Here is an 18,747-nt window from a genome sequence, read left to right as displayed (position 1 = left end):
AGGCCCGTGGGTTAGCCCGGCTATACCTTGGTATAGAAAAAGGGGCCGTTGGCCCCTTTTGTTCAGCTGCGGTCCGCGAAAGCGTCGGTGGCCCGCACCAGGGCATCGGTCGTGGCCGCTTCGTTGGCACTGTGGCCGGCGATGACCATCTCCAGCCGGGCTTCCGGCCACGCCTGTGCCAGGTCCCAGGCACTGCGCGGCGGACAGATGATGTCGTAGCGCCCCTGCACGATGACCCCCGGCAGATGGCGGATGCGATCGATGTGGCGCAGCAGCTGGCCGTGCTCGAGGAAAGTGTTGTGGCGGAAGTAGTGGGCCTCGATGCGTGCCTTGGCCAGTGTATCGAGCGGATCGGTAGCGGACACCGCATCGACGTCGTGCAGCAGCGTGGCGGCATTGTCTTCCCAGCCCAGCCACGCCTGTGCCGCGGCGATGCGGATGGCTTCGTCGGCGTGGTCCAGGCGTTTCCAGTACGCGTCGAGCATGTTGCCGCGCTCGCTTTCCGGAATGTGCGCCTGGTAGCGATCCCAGCGCTCCGGGAAGATCCAGCGCGCACCGCCGTTGAGCTCGGCGAACCAGCGGTTCTCTTCCTCGCGCCCCAGGAACACGCCGCGCACGATCAGCCCGGTGGCGCGGTCGGGATGCGCCTGTGCATAGGCCAGCGACAGGGTCGAACCCCAGGAGCCGCCGTAGACCAGCCAGCGCTCGATGCCCAGGTGTTGGCGGACCTGCTCGATGTCGGCCACCAGATGCTGCGTGGTGTTGTCGCGAAGCTCGCCGAAGGGCGTGGAGCGGCCGCTGCCGCGCTGATCGATCAGCACGATGCGGTAGCGCCGGGGATCGAAGAAGCGGCGGTGGGTAGGCGAGATGCCAGCGCCCGGGCCGCCATGCAGGTACACCACCGGAATGCCATCAGGTGTGCCGCACTCCTCGACATGCAGGGTGTGCAGTTCGCTCACCGGCAGGGTGTGCTCAAGGTAGGGCTCGACGGGTGGGTACAGGCTACGCATGACAGCTCGCTCACAGGCGGGGCCTGCCAGCATACGCCCGCACGGACTGCTTGGCAGATACGCTGACGTGCACGGGGATCGAAGTGTGCTCGCAGATGCGCAGCAGCGACGGCGATCACGGGGGCGGCGAAGTGCTCCCGTCGACGTCGCTGGAGTACTGCAGGACCTTGTCTTCGCGCTGCAGTGCAATGACATCCACCGGCTGTCCTCGCAACACCGCGCGCAGGCAGCGGATCGCCTCGGTGGAGTAGCCCAGCTCTGCAGGTGGCAACGACAATGCAACGCGGCCATCGCTGTGCTGATGCACCACGTATCGTGACAACGGCAGCGCAGCCAGCGCATGGGTCAGGTCGATGTTGTTGATCCACTGCTGGTCGGCGGTCAGATAGCGTACCGGGCGTCGCCCCTGCAGGCCGACGATCATCGGCGTATCGCCGGCCATGGCCAGCGCGCCGCGGTCGCCGGTGCGGTAGCGCAGCAGCGGCAGGCAGAAGTTGAATCCGCCGCTGAGCGTGATCTCACCGGTCTCCCCGGGCGGCAACGGCGTCCCGTCGGGCCCGAGAATTTCCACATACATGCGCGGCTGCAGCAGTACGTGGCCGCCGGCAGCATCGTCATGCACGGCCAGCGGGCCCGCTTCGTTCATCGAATACAGATCGAGCACCGCGCAGCCAAAGCGCGCGGCCAGGGCCTGGCGCAGGCCCGGAGACAGTGCCATCGATACCGACAGCAGCGCCTGCGGCCGGTGTCGTACGGGCAGTTCCAGCAGCGCTGCGAAGGAAATCGGATCGCCGGCGATCACCTCCGGCTGCATCTGGTCGATGTAGCGAGCGCGGTCCTCAGGATGGCGCCAGTCATCGGGATGCAGGTTGATCTTGGCCAGGCCGGATTCGTCCATCGTCGGTGTCACCGAAACATAGGTGAAGCACCGCTGCTGCATGCCCAGCAGCATCACCCCCATCTGGCCGCGGCCGTGCGCCAGGGTGATGCCGAAGCGCTGCAAGGCGCGCTTGTGATGGGCCAGATAGCGTGCCGCCACCACCGGGTGCGATGGCAGTACCAGTGGATGGCCGGTGGTGCCGGTGGTGCGGAAATTGATCATCCGCTCCAGCGGTACCGGGTCCGGCACGAAACGGGCGATGTCCGCTGCGAGGTCGCCACGGTGGACCGGTGCAATGTCGGTGAAGGCGGCTGGCATCGCCTGCGCGCGGTAATACGGCACCTGCGCAAACACCTCGGTCACATGCGCCTGCAGCCACGGTGGCGGTTGACCTGGCGTCCACTCGAAGCGCGCGCAGGCGATCTCCCGTTCGTAGCCACGCAATGCCGTCACCTCATCGGCAAGCAGGCGGTTGCCGCTGGCATTGCGGAAGATCGGCGCCGCCGGATGCTCGCGCATCTGCTGCAGCATCGCCAGGCCCGCCGCGCTCAGCGTGGGATAGCGATCGGCATCGGTCGGCTCGCGACTCACTCGCGGGTCCACTTGTCCGCAGACTCTTCGGCCGCCTTGCGCGCCAAGGCCTCGCGGATGGCACGCGCGCGCGCTTCAGCGGCGCGGCTGGCATCGAGCAGGCGCTGCCGTTCCACGCCGCTGACCCGGGCCAGGCGATCGGTCGCCTGGGCCGCTGTTTCACCCTGCGGCAGCAGGCCCAGCCGGGCCACCACGGTGCGCACCAGTTCTTCGCGGCGCTCTGGATCGAACACGAACCGGTCTGCGCTGGTACTGGCCGCCAGCGCCGGCACTGCTTCGGCGAACAGGGGCATCCACGCCTCCGGGGCGATATCCAGTGCATTCCAGTACGCATCTGCCATCAGCCATGCGGTCACCGCTGAAAGCGAGAGCTGGTTTGCATCCACGCCGGCCAGATCACCCGACAGCGTTGCCCGCAGTGCAGGGGGCAGGTGCAGCGAGCGTGCGGCAAACACATCGCCCACCACCGCCGCGACATGGAGCCGACCGCTGCCGGCGCGGCGCGGTGGCTCGAGGAAATCGGGCGGCATGTCCAGCAGGCGCCGCAGCAGAACGTCAAGGGAGGGGCCGGAGAGCATGGTCAGGTTCCAGACTTGGCAAATACCTGGGTGGAAGGGCAATCGTCTGAGGCGCGCGGGCGCAAGGCAGAGCACGATCATCGCTGCACCCGCATGTCGCCAGGGCCGTAGTGCTGCTGGCTGAAGGCGCGCGCGAACTGCAGCAGGTCGGCCATGTCGCGCACCACATGGATGTTCCATCCCGCGTCGCGTGCGCGCAGCAGATCGCCGGTCCATCCCGCGTTGCCGGCATCGGCGATGCGGGACGGCAGCGGGCTGAACAGGTTCAGCGCCATGGTGCCGCCACCGCCCGCCACGCGCAGCGCTTTGGCGGCCACGTCCCAGCCGCTGTTGCCGCGCTCATCCTTGTCGAACATCGTGGTGATGCCGTCGTCGGAGATGTGCAGGATATGCACCGCCCGTGCATGCGGCGGACGCTCGGCATAGGTGTCACGCAACCGGTGGATCGGAAACGCGGTGGCGCCACCGAAATAGCCGGTAAGCACCTTGAGGATGTCGTCTTCCGAACGCACGAAGCCGTCGGTGTGCAGGTGCTGCCCGGTGCCGCTCCACAGCGTGGCCTGCACGCGTGCACCCACGCGCAGCGCCGACAGCGCGATGATGGCGCCGGCCAGCGTCAGGAACGAGGTCCATGCCTGCGGGTTGGGCATCGAACCGGAACTGTCAACGTACAGATCCAGGTCCACCGGTTCGGCAGCGGGTTCACGGCCGGGTGCCAGCCCGTGTACACGCTGTACCGTCGTCAGCCCGGGAATCACATGGGGGGACTGCAGCACCGATTGCAGCCAGTCCACTGCGTCCAGTGCATCGCCGGCTTCCCAGGGCTGCAGCCCCTCCGGCAGCGGCTCCAGGGCCTGCGGCTGCGGCCGCGACGGGTAGCGGATCAGGTGTGGCAGCGCGCGCTCGCGGTAGTAACGCACGGCGATCTGATGGTCATCCAGGTCCAGGCCGGCCGCGCGCAGGATCTGCCCGTACTCGAACGGCTCCCGCATCTGTCCCGGCGGGTGCGCGGGGTCCGCAGCGAGCGCATCCGCAGGCAGATCGCTCTTCTGCTGTGGGTCTCCGCCGCGCTCATCGCCGGTGATGCGTGGGTCGGATGCGGGGTGCGGCGCCGGCGCGAGCTCGTCGTCCTCCAGTTGCCCAAGGCCGACCGGTTGGCTTCCCTGGCCGGCGTGCCGGGTATCCATCAGGGCATCCACCCGCGCATCCTGCTGTGATTCCAGCAGCCAGGGCAGCAGCAGCGTGGCGAAGCGGCCAGCGCCGATCATCCAGTCGCTGGCGTAGACGCGCACGACGCGTGCACCGAGCCAGGCATCGCCCTGCAGTGCGCTGTCGTCGGTCGAGCCGCCCAGCGTGCCGCGCGGCTGCTGCCACAGTTCCTCGTAGATGCCCATGTACAGCTGCCAGACCGGCGAGCTGGCCTGCGCCGGTTGTGCGGCCAGGCGTCGATAGATCGCATCCATGCGCAGCCCGCTCTGGCGCTGCAGGCGATCGTTGATGAGCAGGTCGGTGTAGAGGTTGGCGACCATCGGTGCATGCGCTTCCAGCGTCGGCAGCGCACGGCGGATGCGCGCCAGCAGCCGTGCATGGTCGCTTGCGGTGGCAGGCGCCAGCACGTGGTGGCCGATCTCGTGGGCAAGGACCTCCAGCGCGTAGGGTTGCAGCTGCAGGCGCTGTACTTCTTCCAGGTCGATGACGATGCGCTGGTCGGCGAGGCGGATGGCGGCGAAGCTGCCGGTCAGGCCCTCGGCAGCCGCCTGCATGCGCGAATGGCACAGCTTCGGGTCCTGCAGCCGGGTGAAACGGCTCCATGTGGCCAGTGCCTGTGGCCAGGCCTCGCGCCAGGGCTGCAGCGGATCAGCGACCGTGGCAGTCATTGGGGTGGCAACACGTGCACATGGTGCGACCACGGCGAGAACAGGGCGATGCCCGACGCGCCGGAGACCGCACACAGGTCGTCCTTGGACAACGCCGGCGCCATCCACTGCACGCCCAAGCGGGCGGTCACATCCGGTGCCGGTCCGCTGCTGCTGCCTGCTGCGTACTCGGCGGCGCTGGCAGGCAGCAGGACGGCACCGAAGGCATCGGCGAGCAGCAGGAAGTACCCGCCAGCGCTTTCGACCACGAAGCCCTCGGCCGCTGCACGGACCTGTGGCGGTGCCGGAAACGCGCCGTCCAGGCCGCTGAAGCCGCCGACACGATGCCCGCGCAGGTCGACGCTGCCCTGCCGCGGATTCCACCAGCGGTCCTGCTCAAGCTGGACCCGGACCGAGGCCAGATCACCCGCATCGATGCCCAGCACGGCGGCCACCGTATTCGCGGGCAGGGCATCGATACGGGCAAGGGCAGGGCGGCGCAGCTGCACCATCCCCGCCTGCCAGGCACAGAGCGCCCCGATGTCGCGCAGTTCCGGCAAGGATGTGCACCCGCCTGCATGCGCGGCCATCGCATCGATCCATTGCGCGACGCGAATGTCCGGACTGGCGCCCAGCCGCACTACCGCATTGCTGATGGTGCCGAGGGTCTCGCGCGGAGCGTCGGCCAGCAACGGGGCGAGGGCCGGGGCCAGCGAGCGCCAGGCCTGCTCGACCCACGGGAGACGCGCCTTCGGGCCGGCATGGCCCTGCGCCACCAGCTCCAGACCGATCTCGAAGGCGGCCTCGCACGTGCTCTGCGTTGCCGACGGGTGGTGGCGCTGGATGGCCTGGCAGAGGGGGTCGATGGTCTGGGTGACGAACGCGCTGAAGGCGGCCATGTCCAGGCCGGGCCAGCGGTGGCGGGCATCGGCCACGGCCTGGTTCAGCACGGAACGGCGCGCGGCCAGCAGCTCGGCGAGAACGGCGGAAACCACGATCAGCGTGCCCGCAGCCAATGCAGGTAGTTGGTGTAGCGCTGGTGCAGGTACTTCAGCTTCAGCAGGTCGTCGTACAGATGGCCGTACAGCTTGCGTCCCTTCACCCGTTCCTCCACCAGACGCTCGATGCGGGTCAGGCGCTTGCGCGTTTCCGTCTCGGTCATCCCATCCAGGCCCCGCTGGAACTGTGCCGACAGCTCGCCCACCGGATCGTCGCGATCCAGATCCAGCCGGTCATATTCGGCATTGGAGGCATCGAGCAGCCAGCGCAGCCAGCTGAGCCGATCGCTGCGATAGGGCGCATTCTCCGGCAGGGCGAAGAAGGGAGCATCAAGGTCCGGTTGCAGCTTGTCGTTCAGCACGAAGGGCAGTACCTGGCGCACATCCTCCAGGGCAACGGCAGGGCTGCCGCGGAAGTACGCCATGGCCTTGGCGAACATCAGCAGGGTCATCAGGTTGCGCACCGACAGGCCGTTGCGGGTCTGGCAACCCAGGTCCTTCATGCGATCGCGGCCGCTGTCGGCAGCGGTTGCCTGCGCCCATTCGGTGCCGGCCAGGCGCACGGTGTCCTTGGTCAGGTACTCGAACTGGGCGCCGGCGGTTTCCATCAGCTCGAACTGGCTGCTGAAGAATTCGATGCGGCGGCGCACGTCCTGCGGTACGTCGACCGCGCGGATCTCCTGCAGCAGCTGGTCGCCCTCGGCCTCGCTGAAGATGATGTCACGCGGCACGACCTCTTCCGGGCGGATGTCCTGCTCGATGCGCAGCAGCATCTCTTCCAGGAACCGCGGGTTGAATGCCAGTGCCTGCACCACCACGTCGATGCGGTCGCGCAGGGCTTCGATCACCTGGTAGGTACCGCCGCCGCGATCATCGTTGGCGGTCAGGTACCACGCCGATTCCGGGCATTCGTAGACGTGGTTGAGGATCTCGGCGTAGTTGTCGCCCATCACCGTCAGCAGCGCGCTCTGGGTGCGGGTGGGAATGCGGTTGTATTCGTCGATGATCTTCACCCGCATGCCCAGCCACGACCGCCAGGCAATGCGGATGTCCGCCATGTCCTGCGCGGCCACCAGGTCGGCGGGCAGGGGGTTGCCGAGCAGATCGGCGATGGTCATCTGCGGGTGCCCGTGCTGCATCGCCCGGCGCACCTCGCGGACCGGATAGCCGGCCAGGACGCCCATCAGGATCGCGCTGGCGGTCTTGCCGCGCCCCGGCCCACCCACGAACAGGCATTTGCGGCGGGTGGCGAAGGTCAGCAGCGGCAGCAGCACGTAACTGGAATAGCTCTGCGCCGAAGGCAGGGTCAGCGGCCGCCGTGTGTCACCTACCGCGAACGAGGCGGAGGGGCCTTCGTGGTACTCGATGTCGTAGTGCGGGCTGATGATCGCGTTGTTGACGATCCAGAAGTAGGCCTGGCGCAGTTTCTCGTCCAGCCGCACGGGCGCTGCGATTGCGTCGTCCTGCAGGCGCACCGGCCCTTCGTACAGCTCGGCCACGTCGAACGTGCGCGGCGCAGTGTCGGTGCGCGGGTTGGTCGGCGCCTGCGACAGGCGCTGGAACAGGTTGAACGGTGGCACGCGATTCCCTTGGCTGTGGCCTGCTGGGGAGATTGTAAGCGGCGGGCCGGCGGATCCGGTGCGCCTTGCGCGGATGACGTCCTGCAGCGGGGCGGCCGGCAGTCCTACAATCGACCCATGCCGACCTCGCCGACCCTCGATGATCTGCGCCGCTACGCCGTAGCCCGCACGCTGTTCACGCCTACCACGCTGCTGACGGCGATCCGTCGGCTGGGCTTCGTGCAGGCCGACCCCATCCGTGCGCCCGCACGCGCCCAGGACCTGACCCTGCGGCACCGGGTGAAGGGCTACCGGGCCGGGGATCTGGAGCGCCGCTACAGCCGACTGCCGATCGAGGAAGACTTCCTCGTCAACTACGGCTTCCTGCCGCGCGAACACCTCTCCCTGATGCATCCCCGGGTGTCCCGGAGGCCATGGGACGCGAGCACGCGGCGCAAGGCGGCCGAGGTGCTGGCATTCGTGCAGGAGCGGGGTGCGGTGCATCCGCGCGAAGTCGACCAGGCGTTCGCGCATGGCCGGGTGACCAACTACTGGGGCGGCACCAGCAATGCCAGCACCCACCTGCTGGATGGCATGCACTATCGCGGCATGCTGCGCATCCATCGTCGTGACAGCGGTACCCGAATCTATGCTGTTGCGGCACATGCACCGGCCGATGGCGGCAAGGCTGCACGCCTGCAGCGCGCCACCGCACTGATCGATCTGGTGGTACGCAAGTATGCGCCGCTGCCTTCGGCGAGCCTCACCTATCTGGCGCGGCTGCTGGGCTATGGCGCACCGCATCTGGCGGTGGAGATCCAGCAGGCACTGCGGTTGGCGCGCGAGCAGCTGGCGGGCTGCAGTATCGATGGAACCACCTGGTACTGGCCGGCCGACGAGAACCCCCGTTCGCGGCGCTACCAGACCGATGAACAGGTGCGGCTGCTCGCGCCGTTCGATCCGGTGGCCTGGGATCGGCGACGGTTCGAACTGCTCTGGGGCTGGGTGTACCGGTTCGAGGCCTACACCCCGGCGGCCAAGCGTCGCTTCGGCTACTACGCGCTGCCGCTGTTGTGGCGCGACCAGGTGATCGGCTGGGCCAATGTCGCGGCGAAGGATGGGCAGCTGCAGCCCAGCTTCGGTTATGTCGACGGCAGGGCACCAAGGGGCGTGGCATTCAGCAATGCGCTGGAGGACGAGCTGCAGCGGATGGCGAACTTCCTGCCAGGGACGGGCCCGGCAACGCCGTGATCGTGCGTGCGGCGTCCTCCACGCTGCCTGCATGCCGCCTCGCCGATACTGCAGGCCCGCCGCTCGGGTACTTCCGCAATGGCTCGCCGCAAGACACTGCGCATTGCCACGTTCAACGTCAATGGCATCGGCACGCGCTTGCCGCATCTGCTGTCCTGGTTGCAGCGTGAAGCGCCCGACGTGGTGGCACTGCAGGAGCTGAAGGCGGTCGATGCCGCTTTTCCGGTCGACGCGCTGGAGCGGGCAGGGTATGGCGCACTGTGGCTGGGTGAGGCGCGCTGGAACGGGGTGGCGATACTGGCCCGCGATGCCATGCCGATCGAAAGCCGGCGCCGCCTGCCCGGCGAACCGGCCGATACGCAGAGCCGGTACCTGGAAGCTGCCGTGCATGGCGTTGTGGTTGCGGCGCTGTACCTGCCCAACGGCAATCCCCAGCCGGGGCCGAAGTTCGACTACAAGCTGCGATGGATGCAGCGGTTGATCCGCCATGCGCGCACCCTGGTCGATCTTCCGCACCCGGCACTGCTGCTGGGGGATTTCAATGTCATTCCAGACGATGAGGATGTGTACGACCCGGCCTCGTGGCGGCGCGATGCGCTCATGCAGCCGGAGGTCCGCGATGCCTTCCAGCGGCTGCTGGCCCAAGGGTGGACCGACGCCCTGCGCACGGTGCACGGCGACCAGCGCATCTACACCTTCTGGGACTATTTCCGCCAGCACGCCGAACGCGATCGCGGCCTGCGCATCGATCATCTGCTGCTGAACCCGGTGCTTGCCAAAGGGCTTCAGGATGCCGGTGTCGATCGTTGGGTGCGGCTGCAGGAGAAGGCCAGCGATCATGCGCCTGCGTGGGTCACCGTTACCCGCTAGTCGGCGCTGCCCTGCGGACGCATCTCGCGACGTACCCGGGCCCGGGTGCGATACAGCCGGCTGTCGGCCTTGTGGATGGTTTCCGCCACGGGTTCGCCGGGGACGTTGACGGCGGCGCCCATCGAGAACGCGGTGGGAGCACGCGCGGCGTTGCCCGCGTACCAGGCTTCCAGCGCAGCCAGCCGCCCGGCCGCCGGTTCGATCAGCGCCACCAGGAACTCGTCGCCGCCCAACCGCACTGCCGCCTCATCGGCCTGCAGCGGCGCGCGCAGGAAGTCGGCGAACTCGACCAGCACCGTGTCGCCACGACGGTGCCCCAGGGTGTCGTTGACCTGTTTGAAGTGATCCAGGTCGAACACCAGGCAGGCCCACGACCGTGAAGCGGCCTCGTCGAGCCGATGCAGGTACCGGCGGTTGTGGCACTGGGTCAGCGGATCCTTCAGCGACAGTTCGCGCAGGCGCTCTTCCTGCAGGCGCAGCGCGGTCACGTCCTGGGCGTGGCCGAGCACGAACGGGGGATCGGTCTCGGTGTCCAGTACGTTGTTGTAGGCCCAGTAGCGGCGGGTGCCATCGGCGGCGAGCAGCTCGATCACGCCTGCGTCGGTATGGTTGGCTTCGATGCGCCGCAGGTAGGCCTTGAACGCCTCGCGCTTTTCCGGCGGCATCAGGTCGCACAGGCTGCGGCCAACCATCTCGCTTTCCGGGTAGCCCAGCGACTGCACGGCTGCCGGATTCACCGATGTCACGGTGCCATCCAGCGTGTGCGTGCAGATCAGGCCCAGGCTGTAGTGGAAGAGGCGGCGATAACGCACTTCGCTGGCTTCCAGCGCGTCCACCACCGCGCGTTCTTCGGTAATGTCCTGGATGGCACCGACCAGCCGTGGCAGGCCCTCCACCTGTTGCCGGGTGCCCACCACGCGGGTCCAGATGCTGCGGCCATCGGCGGTGGTCATCGGCAGCTGCACTTCCCACGGCGTGCCCTGTTCGGTGCAGCGCTGCACCGCCGCCTGGATGATGCTGCGGCTGTCCGGACGATAGAACGACAAGGCCGATTCGAATGTCGGCTGGTAGCTGGAACGCACGCCGTGGATCTGCTTGGTCTCGCGCGTCCAGCGTACTTCGCGGGTAGCCAGCTCCAGCTCCCAGCCGCCGACCTTGGCGGCGGTGTTGGTACGTTCCAGGAAGTCCTCGCTGCGCTTGAGATCGCGATGCAGCGCCTGTGCCTGTTCGATCTGCCGCAACAGCGCACTGCGCTGCTCCAGCACCTGTGTAGTAACCCGGCCAAGATGGACCATCAGCTCACGTTGCGACGGTGACAGCACGCCAGGCAGGGTGTCGAGCAGGCACAGCGTGCCGATGCGCGCGCCATGGGCAGTGGCCAGAGGGATGCCGGCATAGTGGCGCACCCTGGGCCCGGCGGTGACCAGCGGATTGTGGGCGAAGCGCGGATCCTGCCGCGCATCCGGAATCTCCAGCAGCGCGTCCTGTTCGATGGCGTAGGTACAGAACGAGATGGAGCGCGGCGTTTCGCTGGCATCGCCCAGGCCGATGCTGGATTTGAACCATTGCCGGTGCTCGGCAACGATGGAGACCAGGCCGATGGGCATGCCGGTGGCGGCGCGCGCGGCGGCGACGATGGCATCGAACACCGGCTCGGGCGGCGTATCCAGCACGTCCAGCCGTTCGATTTCGCGAAGTCGGGTGGCCTCATCCATGGCTGCCCACGCTAATACCCGGTCTGTTAGCGCCCTGCGTACGGGAGTGATGCCGTCGTGATGCGCCGGCTCATGGCTGTTGCAGGGACGCCTGCAGGGCGCTGGCCAACGCGGCGTCACCGGAGACGAGGTCTTCCCAGCGCAGTTCCAGGCCCTTCCGCCGTCCCTTCTCGACCAGCTTCAGTCCGCTCGGGTCCAAGGTCAGCGTATAGGCCTGGCCGGCGATGGTCAGTTCACGGCGCAGCGGTTTGTCGAGAGGTGTCATCGGGGGCTCCTTCGCGTTGAGGCGCGGGCAGGGCGCACTGAAACGTGACGATGATCGCGAACATGCCAGCGCCAAGGGAAATCCACTGCCCGGGTGATGCCGATGCGTGGGCCCACCACCGGATCGTCGGGTGGCCGCGTGCCGTCATCGACGAGGGTGATGCCGTGGCTGGCGGTGACCAGATCGGCGCCATCAACGCGCCGGTCCAGGCCGAACGCCTGCGACAGTTTGCCGGGACCGCTGGCGAGGTCGTGATCGTGGCGGGCAGCTGGCCGCAGCGGGTACATCCGTTCCTGTCCGGCCACTGGCTCTGCCGCGCGCAGCAGTACCGCAACACCCTCGCCGACCTCGCCGCAGACCACATTGCTGCCCCAGTGCATGCCGTAGGTGAAATACACATACAGGTGCCCGGCCTCGCCAAACATGCTGGCGTTGCGTGCGGTCCTGCCGCGATACGAATGCGCAGCCGGATCCTCACTGCCGGCGTAGGCTTCGACTTCGACGATACGCGCTGCACGGCCGTCGCTGCGCACCAGCAGCTTGTTGAGCAGGTCCGGTGCTACCACCGTCGACGGGCGCCGGTAGAAGGTGCGGGGTATCGGTATCCAGGTATCCGGCAGCCAATCCATCATGTTGCGGCAGTGCTCGCTTCCCAAGCCTGCTTCAGTGTGGCGTGCAGCGGGTGAAGCCGCCGCCATCGATTCACTCCGGGTCAGCCAGCGCCGCGCGCCGCCTGGCGAAGACTTCCGGCGTCTGTGGCTTCACGAACAGCGCCACCAGTTCCGGGAACTCCTGCTTCACCGCACCCTCGATGCGGGTGATGCAGGCTTCGATCTGCGGGGTGGTGCGGTCGTCCTCGAATTCGGCGCTGAGCATGGCCACCACCTGTTCCGGGCCCATCTGCATGGTGGTCACGCCATTGGCACGGCGCAGGTCCGGATCGGTCACGGCCACCGCCATGATGCGTTGGGCAACGGCCGGGTGCGCAGGTTCGCCCACCAGCAGGCCCTTGGTTTCCCGCGCCAGCAGGAATGCGGTCAGCGCCAGCACCCCGGCAATGCACAACGAGGCGACCCCATCCAGTACCGGCATTTCCAGCAGCTGCGCGGCCAGCAACCCGACCAGGGCAAAGCCGAGGCCGAGCAGGGCGGCACTGTCCTCCAGCAACACGGTGAAGGTGGAGGGGTCCTTGCTGCGGCGGAACGCCTCGAAATAGCCCAGGGTGCCCTTGCTGCGCCGGAACTCGCGCAGCGCAACCCACCAGGAGGCGCCTTCGAATACGATGGAGATACCCAGCACGCTGTAGCTGATGGCGTGGTTGGTGGCCGGTTCCGGCTGGCGGATGTGCTGGATGCCCTCATAGGCCGACACCCCGGCGCCGGCGGCAAAGACTAGCAGGGCGACGATGAAGCTCCAGAAGTACAGCTCGCGGCCGTAGCCGAACGGGTGCAGGGTGTCGGGGGCCTTTTCGGCACGGCGCAGGCCGTACAACAGCAGCACCTCGTTGAGGGTATCGACCAGCGAATGCACGCCTTCGCTGAGCATCGCCGAACTGCCGGACAAGCCGGCGGCGATGAACTTGGCAACGGCGATGGCGAGGTTGCCGGCCAGCGCGGCGTAGATGACAAGGCGGGAGCCTGAGGGTGCGGCCATGTGCGGGAATGCTGGCAGGTAGCGGGCGCTCCATCCTGCGCGGCGGAGCGTCCGCGCAGCGTGTATGCCGAGCGCCCGCGCAGCGCGGTCGGGCCAGTTCAACTGTCGCCACCGCCCTCAGGCGGACGCAGGATCCAGCCAGCCGAGCGCGCGCGCGCGGCGCAGGTCCTCGGGGGTATCGATATCGGACTCCAGCCCGGCGCCGGAGCAGCGCGCAATGCCTTCGGTCTGCCGCAGCCGCCGGCCAAATCCCCCGTCTGCAGGTTGCAGTCCTGTGCCGGCAAACCAGCTGCCCGGCACCACCGCCGGCACGCCGATGGTGTCGCCCAGTACCGTGGCCGCGCAGCCGGATGGTGCAGCGGCTGCCGCGCACAGCAGCGCGCGCAGGTGCTCCACGCGCAGCGTCGGTTGATCGCAGATCATCACCAGCACCCTGGCGGCGCTGTGCACGTGGGTAGCGGCCAGCGACAGACTGCCGCCGATGCCCAACCCAGGGTGGGGATTGCGCAGCCGCTGTGCCGGCAGACCGTGCAGTTCTTCTTCGAAGTGGGGGTGCTGGGGCAGTACCACCACCAGCGTGTCCGGCGATGTTTCCAGTGCCAGCCGCACGCTGCGTCGCAACAGCGTCTCTCCGCCCGCGCGCAGCAGCTGCTTGGGCTGCCCCAGGCGCTGGCTGCGCCCGGCTGCGAGCACCACGGCCGCATGTCCGGTCATGGCGTGGCCAGCGGCGTTCCGTGCCGCCATGCCTGCAGCTGCGCGGCGATGCTCAAGGCAATCGCTTCGGGACCACGACCGCCCAGTGGCAGGCCGATCGGTGAGCGCAGGCGCGGTTCCAGCGCGCGGCGCGTGTGGGTATCCAGCACGCTGAAAAGGTCGTCCCTGCGACGACGTGGCCCCAACAGCCCGATGAAAGGCACGCGCGAGCCTGCCAGCCGTTCGAGCGCGTCACGGTCGAGCTCGAAATTGTGATGCATCACGAGTGCGGCATCGGCCACGCCGGCGGCAGCGGAAGAACAGTACGAACCGGCGGCAAGGGGCAGCTGCGCGCGCCAGCGCGGTCGCGGTTCTTCAACATGCGCGCACCAGCCCAGATGGTCCAGCAGGGGTAGCAGAAGCGCGGCCTCCGGTCCTGCTCCGTGCACGTGCACGACAGGCGAACGGTGCCACTGCAGCCGCCAGCGGTGGCTGCCGTCCGGCGGCTGCGGGGCGGCCGGGGGCACCGTGCGGGTGAAGGTGAAGCCGGCGCAGCGGGCGTCCAGCCGGCCATCAGCCTGCAGTGCCAGGTGCAGCGTGTGCGGCCCTTGCAGCCAGGCATCGAGAAGCTGTTCGATGCCGCCGAGCTGCGGCAATGGAAGCAGTGCCAGCCACTGGCGACCCCGGCATCCGGTGGCATTGCCGGAGAACAGCGCAGCGTCGTCGCGGTTGTCGATCTCCATCCATGCGATGCGCCCGGCATCCACCGCGTTGGCGGCCTGTCGCGCCAGCTCCGGTTCCAGACAGCCGCCACTCAGCCAGCCCACCTGTCGACCCGGTTCGAACAGCGCACAGGTGCCCGCGCGGCTGTAGCTGGACCCTTCCGTCTGCAGCACCACTGCCAACGCAGCCGCGCGACCGGTACGCGCCGCGTCGGCGGCGGCCTGCAGCACCGGGCGCGGGTTGCCGCCGTCCAGATCCAACGGGGCAGGGTGGAGCGCACGGGTCATGCGATGTCCGGCAGGCCGGCGAGCAGCTTGTCCAGGGTCAGTGGATAGTCGCGCACGCGGATTCCGGTCGCGTTGTACACCGCATTGGCCACTGCCGCGCTTACGCCGCACAGGCCCAGTTCGCCAACGCCCTTGGCCTTCATCGGCGAGGACACAGCATCGCTTTCATCGAGGAACACCACTTCCTGGTGCGGCACGTCCGCATGTACGGGTACTTCGTAGCCGGCCAGGTCATGATTGACGAAGAACCCCAGCCGCCGATCCACCACCAGTTCCTCCGACAGCGCTGCGCCGATGCCCATCGTCATCGCGCCGATCACCTGGCTGCGCGCGGTCTTCGGGTTGAGGATGCGGCCGGCTGCGCACACGGCCAGCATGCGGCGGATCCGGCTTTCGCCCGAGGCCACATCCACGCCCACCTCGACGAAATGCGCGGCGAAGGTGGACTGCTGGTACTTCTCCTGCAGCGTGTCGAACTCGATGCTGTCTTCGGCCACCAGCTCGCCGGCCTGAGCGGCATCGGCAAGGGCGCGGCTGCGGCCCCCTGCCGTCACCTTGCCGGCTTCGAACTGCGCTGCCGCCGGGTCCATTCCCAGCGCCTGCGCGACCTTCGTACGCAGCGCCATGCATGCGGCGTAGACGCCTGCGGTGGAGCTGTTGGCGCCCCATTGGCCACCGGAGCCGGCAGCCACGGGATAACGGGAATCGCCCAGCTTGACCGTGACCTGCTGCAACGGAACGCCGAGCATTTCCGCGGCCGTCTGGCCGATGATGGTGTAGCTGCCGGTGCCGATGTCGGTCATGTCGGTTTCCACGGTGACCTGGCCATCAGCGGCCAGGCGGACGCGTGCGCCGGATTTCATCACCAGGTTGTTGCGGAAGCCTGCGGCCACGCCCATGCCGACCAGCCAGCGTCCATCGCGCACGGCGCCCGGGGTGGCGCTGCGCCGCTGCCAGCCGAACCGTTCGGCGCCCGTGCGCAGGCACTGCACCAGCTGCCGCTGTGAAAAGGGGCGCTCGGGATTGGACGGGTCGACCTGGGTGTCGTTGCGGATACGGAATTCGATCGGATCCAGGCCGAGCTTGATCGCCATTTCGTCCATGGCGATTTCCAGCGCCATCAATCCCGGCGTTTCGCCCGGCGCGCGCATGGCATTGCCTTCGGGCAGGTCGAGGGTGGCCAGGCGCAATGCGGCCAAGCGGTTGGGCCCCGCATACAGCAAGCGCGTCTGCTGCACCGCTTCCTCCGGCGAGCCGCCTGGCAGGTTGCCCGACCATGATTCGTGGCCGATGGCGGTCAGGCTTCCTTCCGGCGTTGCGCCCAGCCGGATGCGCTGCAGCGTGGCCGGGCGGTGCGTGGTGTTGTTGGCGATCAGCGGCCGCTGCAGGGCCACTTTCACCGGCCGCTTGGCAGCGCGTGCGGCGAGCGCGGCCAGCAGTGCATCGGAGCGCAGGAACAGCTTTCCGCCAAAGCCGCCGCCGATGTAGGGCGACACCAGCCGCACCTTGTCCTTGGCGATGCCCAGGGTGCGGGCCAGATCGGTGCGGCCCCAGTCGATCATCTGGTTGGAGGTCCACACCGTCAGCTGGTCGCCTTCCCAGGCGGCCATCGTCGCGTGCGGCTCCATCATTGCGTGCGACTGGTCCGGGGTGTGGTAGGTCGCATCGAGCGTAACCGCCGCCTGGCTGAAGGCCTTCTCGAAATCGCCGACGCGCGCATCGGGCTCCGGCGTCTGCAGGGAAGCGCCTGCCTGCTTGGCGTCGGCCAGATCGAAGTGACCGCGCTGCGGGGCATAGCGGATGCGGATCTGTCCGGCCGCAGCGCGGGCCTGTTCGAACGTTTCGGCCACCACCACCGCCAGCGCCTGGTGATAGTGGTGCACCTTCGGACCACCCAGCAGCGGCGCGGCGTTGCGCTTGACCGGATGCAGCGGCCCGGCGGTGTCGGCGGTGACGATGGCCAGAACGCCGGGCGAGCGCCGCGCCGCCTCCAGCTCCATGCGGGTCACGGTGCCGGTGGCAATGCCCGCGCCGACCACGACGCCATAGGCGGGGGCGGAAGGCGTGGCGTCATGCCATTCGTGTGCGTAGGTGGCCTTGCCGGTGACCTTCAACGGGCCGTCGATGCGATCGTGCGGCTTGCCGATGACGGTCTGCGCATCGATCGGATTGCGGCTTGCGGGGGTGTCGAATTTCATGCCTCGGCCCTCACGTCCTGCAGGATGGAAGCCAATGTGCGTTCGGCCAGCGCCAGTTTGAAGGCGTTCTGTGCGGTGGGCGCAGCACCCTGCAGCAGCACCGACATCACGGCGGCGGCGCCCTGCGGCAGGGCCGCATCGGCCGCAGCGCTGTGCCACGGCTTGTGCGCGACACCGCCAAGGGCGATCCGGCCGCTGCCATCGGGCCGCAGGATCGCCGCCACCGACACCAGGGCGAACGCATACGATGCGCGGTCGCGCACCTTGCGGTACACGTGCACGCCACCCGGGGGCGGCGGCAGGACCACGGCGGCGATCAGCTCGCCCTTGTCCAGCACGGTGTCGATATGCGGCGTACGGCCAGGAGCGCGATACAGGGCGTCCAGCGCGATGTTCCGGCGCGATCCGTCGGCGCGGACGGTCTCCACCGATGCATCCAGCGCCATCATCGCCACCGCCATGTCGCTGGGATGGGTGGCGATGCAGTGCTCGCTGGCGCCGATCACGGCCAATTGCCGGCTGAAACCTTCGCGCGCGCCGCAGCCACTGCCGGGCAGCCGCTTGTTGCAGGGCTGTGCGGTGTCGTAGAAATAGGGGCAGCGGGTGCGTTGCAGCAGGTTGCCGGCGGTGGTGGCCTTGTTGCGCAGTTGACCCGATGCGCCGGACACCAGTGCGCGGGTCAGCACCGCATAGTCGCGCCGGATGCGCCGGTCGGCCGCCAGATCGGTATTGCGTACCAGCGCGCCGACGCGCAGGCCACCCTCGCTGGTGGGCTCGATGGTGTCCAGATCCAGCCCGTTGACGTCGATCAGGTGGGCGGGCGTCTCGATCTCCAGTTTCATCAGGTCCAGCAGGTTGGTGCCGCCGGCAATGAACCGAGCGCCCTGGGTACGCGCCGCTGCCGCTGCCGCCTCGGCGGGAGAGCGGGCGCGCTCGTAGCTGAAAGCTCTCATGCGCTGGCCTCCCCGACGTCCTGGATGGCCTCGATGATGTTGGAATAGGCGCCACACCGGCAGATGTTGCCGCTCATGCGCTCGCGCAGTTCTTCGGCGGTGAAGGCGCTGGGCGCGTCCAACGCGGCGCTGACGTGGCTCGGTATGCCGGCCTTGATTTCCTGCAGCACGGCGACGGCCGAGCAGATCTGCCCCGGGGTGCAGTAGCCGCACTGGAAACCGTCATGCTTGACGAAGGCCGCCTGCATCGCGTGCAGCCGGTCTGGCGTGCCGAGGCCTTCGATGGTGGTGATCTTCGCGCCCTGGTGCATCACCGCCAGGGTCAGGCATGCATTGATGCGCCGGCCGTCCACCAGCACCGTGCAGGCACCGCACTGGCCGTGGTCGCAGCCCTTCTTGCTGCCGGTCAGATGCAGGTGCTCACGCAGGGCGTCGAGCAGGGTGACGCGGGTGTCCAGCCGCAGCGATCGCGCTGTTCCGTTGACCTCGAAGTCCACCTGCATCAGTTCCGGTGCCCGTGCACCTGTCCGGTCCGGCTCCGCCGCAGCGACCACAGCAGGCAGGGCCATGGTGGTGGCCGACCCCGCGCTCAACTTCAGCAGTTCCCGGCGCGAAAGGGGAAGGTGTGACGGTGGGCTCATCGTGGCTCCTCGCTGGCTGCGGCAGG

General features: G+C 68.2%; 17 protein-coding genes. 2 read left to right on the top strand and 15 right to left on the bottom strand.

Translation table 11 applies throughout. From position 1 onward, the window contains the following. Positions 1 to 62: 62 nt before the first annotated feature. From pip to D0Y85_RS11145, 6 genes are all read right to left on the bottom strand, one after another. Positions 63 to 1,010: a prolyl aminopeptidase gene (gene pip, locus D0Y85_RS11170; protein ID WP_117310507.1), complete on the bottom strand. Its 948-nt coding sequence runs from the start codon at positions 1,008 to 1,010 to the stop codon at positions 63 to 65. A gap of 115 nt (positions 1,011 to 1,125) precedes the next feature. Next, on the bottom strand, positions 1,126 to 2,481 hold the full coding sequence (locus D0Y85_RS11165; protein ID WP_205420701.1) for an AMP-binding protein: 1,356 nt from the start codon (positions 2,479 to 2,481) through the stop codon (positions 1,126 to 1,128). Further along, on the bottom strand, positions 2,478 to 3,059 hold the full coding sequence (locus tag D0Y85_RS11160; RefSeq protein ID WP_032974634.1) for a hypothetical protein: 582 nt from the start codon (positions 3,057 to 3,059) through the stop codon (positions 2,478 to 2,480). Before D0Y85_RS11160 ends, D0Y85_RS11165 begins: the two co-directional genes overlap by 4 nt. Positions 3,060 to 3,136: 77 nt before the next feature. After that, entirely contained in the window at positions 3,137 to 4,936 is a 1,800-nt protein-coding gene (locus D0Y85_RS11155) for a VWA domain-containing protein (RefSeq protein ID WP_117310506.1), read from the bottom strand. Further along, on the bottom strand, positions 4,933 to 5,910 hold the full coding sequence (locus tag D0Y85_RS11150) for a hypothetical protein (RefSeq protein ID WP_162887654.1): 978 nt from the start codon (positions 5,908 to 5,910) through the stop codon (positions 4,933 to 4,935). The genes D0Y85_RS11155 and D0Y85_RS11150 overlap by 4 nt, the downstream gene beginning before the upstream one ends. A 2-nt stretch (positions 5,911 to 5,912) precedes the next feature. Next, positions 5,913 to 7,493 carry an AAA family ATPase gene (locus tag D0Y85_RS11145; RefSeq protein WP_117310504.1) on the bottom strand — a complete coding sequence of 527 codons (1,581 nt, stop codon included), beginning with the start codon at positions 7,491 to 7,493 and terminating at the stop codon, positions 5,913 to 5,915. A gap of 117 nt (positions 7,494 to 7,610) precedes the next feature. On the opposite strand from D0Y85_RS11145, the gene D0Y85_RS11140 reads away from it, so the two are divergent. Next, on the top strand, positions 7,611 to 8,723 hold the full coding sequence (locus D0Y85_RS11140) for a crosslink repair DNA glycosylase YcaQ family protein (protein WP_117310503.1): 1,113 nt from the start codon (positions 7,611 to 7,613) through the stop codon (positions 8,721 to 8,723). Between the two features lie 78 nt (positions 8,724 to 8,801). Then, entirely contained in the window at positions 8,802 to 9,593 is a 792-nt protein-coding gene (xth, locus tag D0Y85_RS11135; protein WP_117310502.1) for an exodeoxyribonuclease III, read from the top strand. Here xth and D0Y85_RS11130 read toward each other — a convergent pair. The 9 genes from D0Y85_RS11130 to paoA form a co-directional block, all read right to left on the bottom strand. Next, positions 9,590 to 11,308, bottom strand: coding sequence for a PAS domain S-box protein (locus tag D0Y85_RS11130; RefSeq protein ID WP_117310501.1), 1,719 nt, complete (start codon positions 11,306 to 11,308; stop codon positions 9,590 to 9,592). The genes xth and D0Y85_RS11130 overlap by 4 nt on opposite strands. A 70-nt stretch (positions 11,309 to 11,378) precedes the next feature. After that, positions 11,379 to 11,573 carry a hypothetical protein gene (locus tag D0Y85_RS11125; protein WP_025874451.1) on the bottom strand — a complete coding sequence of 65 codons (195 nt, stop codon included), beginning with the start codon at positions 11,571 to 11,573 and terminating at the stop codon, positions 11,379 to 11,381. After that, complete coding sequence (locus D0Y85_RS11120; protein WP_033831185.1) at positions 11,570 to 12,205, bottom strand: DNA-3-methyladenine glycosylase; 636 nt, start codon at positions 12,203 to 12,205, stop codon at positions 11,570 to 11,572. The genes D0Y85_RS11125 and D0Y85_RS11120 overlap by 4 nt, the downstream gene beginning before the upstream one ends. Positions 12,206 to 12,275: 70 nt before the next feature. Further along, on the bottom strand, positions 12,276 to 13,226 hold the full coding sequence (locus D0Y85_RS11115; protein WP_117310500.1) for a cation diffusion facilitator family transporter: 951 nt from the start codon (positions 13,224 to 13,226) through the stop codon (positions 12,276 to 12,278). A 117-nt stretch (positions 13,227 to 13,343) separates the two neighbouring features. After that, positions 13,344 to 13,940 (bottom strand): NTP transferase domain-containing protein, encoded by a 597-nt coding sequence (locus tag D0Y85_RS11110; RefSeq protein ID WP_117311915.1) that lies wholly within the window; start codon positions 13,938 to 13,940, stop codon positions 13,344 to 13,346. Next, a complete protein-coding gene (locus tag D0Y85_RS11105; protein ID WP_117310499.1) occupies positions 13,937 to 14,929 on the bottom strand; it encodes an XdhC/CoxI family protein in 993 nt (330 codons plus the stop codon). The genes D0Y85_RS11110 and D0Y85_RS11105 overlap by 4 nt, the downstream gene beginning before the upstream one ends. Beyond that, on the bottom strand, positions 14,926 to 17,127 hold the full coding sequence (gene paoC / locus D0Y85_RS11100) for an aldehyde oxidoreductase molybdenum-binding subunit PaoC (RefSeq protein WP_117310498.1): 2,202 nt from the start codon (positions 17,125 to 17,127) through the stop codon (positions 14,926 to 14,928). The genes D0Y85_RS11105 and paoC overlap by 4 nt, the downstream gene beginning before the upstream one ends. Next, positions 17,124 to 18,080, bottom strand: coding sequence for a xanthine dehydrogenase family protein subunit M (locus D0Y85_RS11095; RefSeq protein ID WP_100436358.1), 957 nt, complete (start codon positions 18,078 to 18,080; stop codon positions 17,124 to 17,126). The genes paoC and D0Y85_RS11095 overlap by 4 nt, the downstream gene beginning before the upstream one ends. Next, a complete protein-coding gene (gene paoA / locus D0Y85_RS11090; protein WP_032974655.1) occupies positions 18,077 to 18,721 on the bottom strand; it encodes an aldehyde dehydrogenase iron-sulfur subunit PaoA in 645 nt (214 codons plus the stop codon). The genes D0Y85_RS11095 and paoA overlap by 4 nt, the downstream gene beginning before the upstream one ends. Positions 18,722 to 18,747 lie beyond the last annotated feature (26 nt).

The organism is Stenotrophomonas sp. G4 (assembly GCF_003428825.1).
Classification (GTDB): Bacteria; Pseudomonadota; Gammaproteobacteria; order Xanthomonadales; family Xanthomonadaceae; genus Stenotrophomonas; species Stenotrophomonas indicatrix.
Note: the sequence above shows the minus strand (reverse complement) of the source record. Positions and strands in the feature narration are given on the sequence as shown.

What these genes read in the sequence shown, in the direction of transcription:
- xth (WP_117310502.1), top strand. Translation starts at nt 8,802, where the DNA reads ATGGCTCGCCGCAAGACACTGCGCATTGCCACGTTCAACGTCAATGGC.
- D0Y85_RS11155 (WP_117310506.1), bottom strand. Translation starts at nt 4,936, where the DNA reads ATGACTGCCACGGTCGCTGATCCGCTGCAGCCCTGGCGCGAGGCCTGG.
- D0Y85_RS11140 (WP_117310503.1), top strand. Translation starts at nt 7,611, where the DNA reads ATGCCGACCTCGCCGACCCTCGATGATCTGCGCCGCTACGCCGTAGCC.
- D0Y85_RS11125 (WP_025874451.1), bottom strand. Translation starts at nt 11,573, where the DNA reads ATGACACCTCTCGACAAACCGCTGCGCCGTGAACTGACCATCGCCGGC.
- D0Y85_RS11095 (WP_100436358.1), bottom strand. Translation starts at nt 18,080, where the DNA reads ATGAGAGCTTTCAGCTACGAGCGCGCCCGCTCTCCCGCCGAGGCGGCA.
- D0Y85_RS11120 (WP_033831185.1), bottom strand. Translation starts at nt 12,205, where the DNA reads ATGATGGATTGGCTGCCGGATACCTGGATACCGATACCCCGCACCTTC.
- paoA (WP_032974655.1), bottom strand. Translation starts at nt 18,721, where the DNA reads ATGAGCCCACCGTCACACCTTCCCCTTTCGCGCCGGGAACTGCTGAAG.
- paoC (WP_117310498.1), bottom strand. Translation starts at nt 17,127, where the DNA reads ATGAAATTCGACACCCCCGCAAGCCGCAATCCGATCGATGCGCAGACC.
- D0Y85_RS11130 (WP_117310501.1), bottom strand. Translation starts at nt 11,308, where the DNA reads ATGGATGAGGCCACCCGACTTCGCGAAATCGAACGGCTGGACGTGCTG.
- pip (WP_117310507.1), bottom strand. Translation starts at nt 1,010, where the DNA reads ATGCGTAGCCTGTACCCACCCGTCGAGCCCTACCTTGAGCACACCCTG.
- D0Y85_RS11115 (WP_117310500.1), bottom strand. Translation starts at nt 13,226, where the DNA reads ATGGCCGCACCCTCAGGCTCCCGCCTTGTCATCTACGCCGCGCTGGCC.
- D0Y85_RS11105 (WP_117310499.1), bottom strand. Translation starts at nt 14,929, where the DNA reads ATGACCCGTGCGCTCCACCCTGCCCCGTTGGATCTGGACGGCGGCAAC.
- D0Y85_RS11110 (WP_117311915.1), bottom strand. Translation starts at nt 13,940, where the DNA reads ATGACCGGACATGCGGCCGTGGTGCTCGCAGCCGGGCGCAGCCAGCGC.
- D0Y85_RS11160 (WP_032974634.1), bottom strand. Translation starts at nt 3,059, where the DNA reads ATGCTCTCCGGCCCCTCCCTTGACGTTCTGCTGCGGCGCCTGCTGGAC.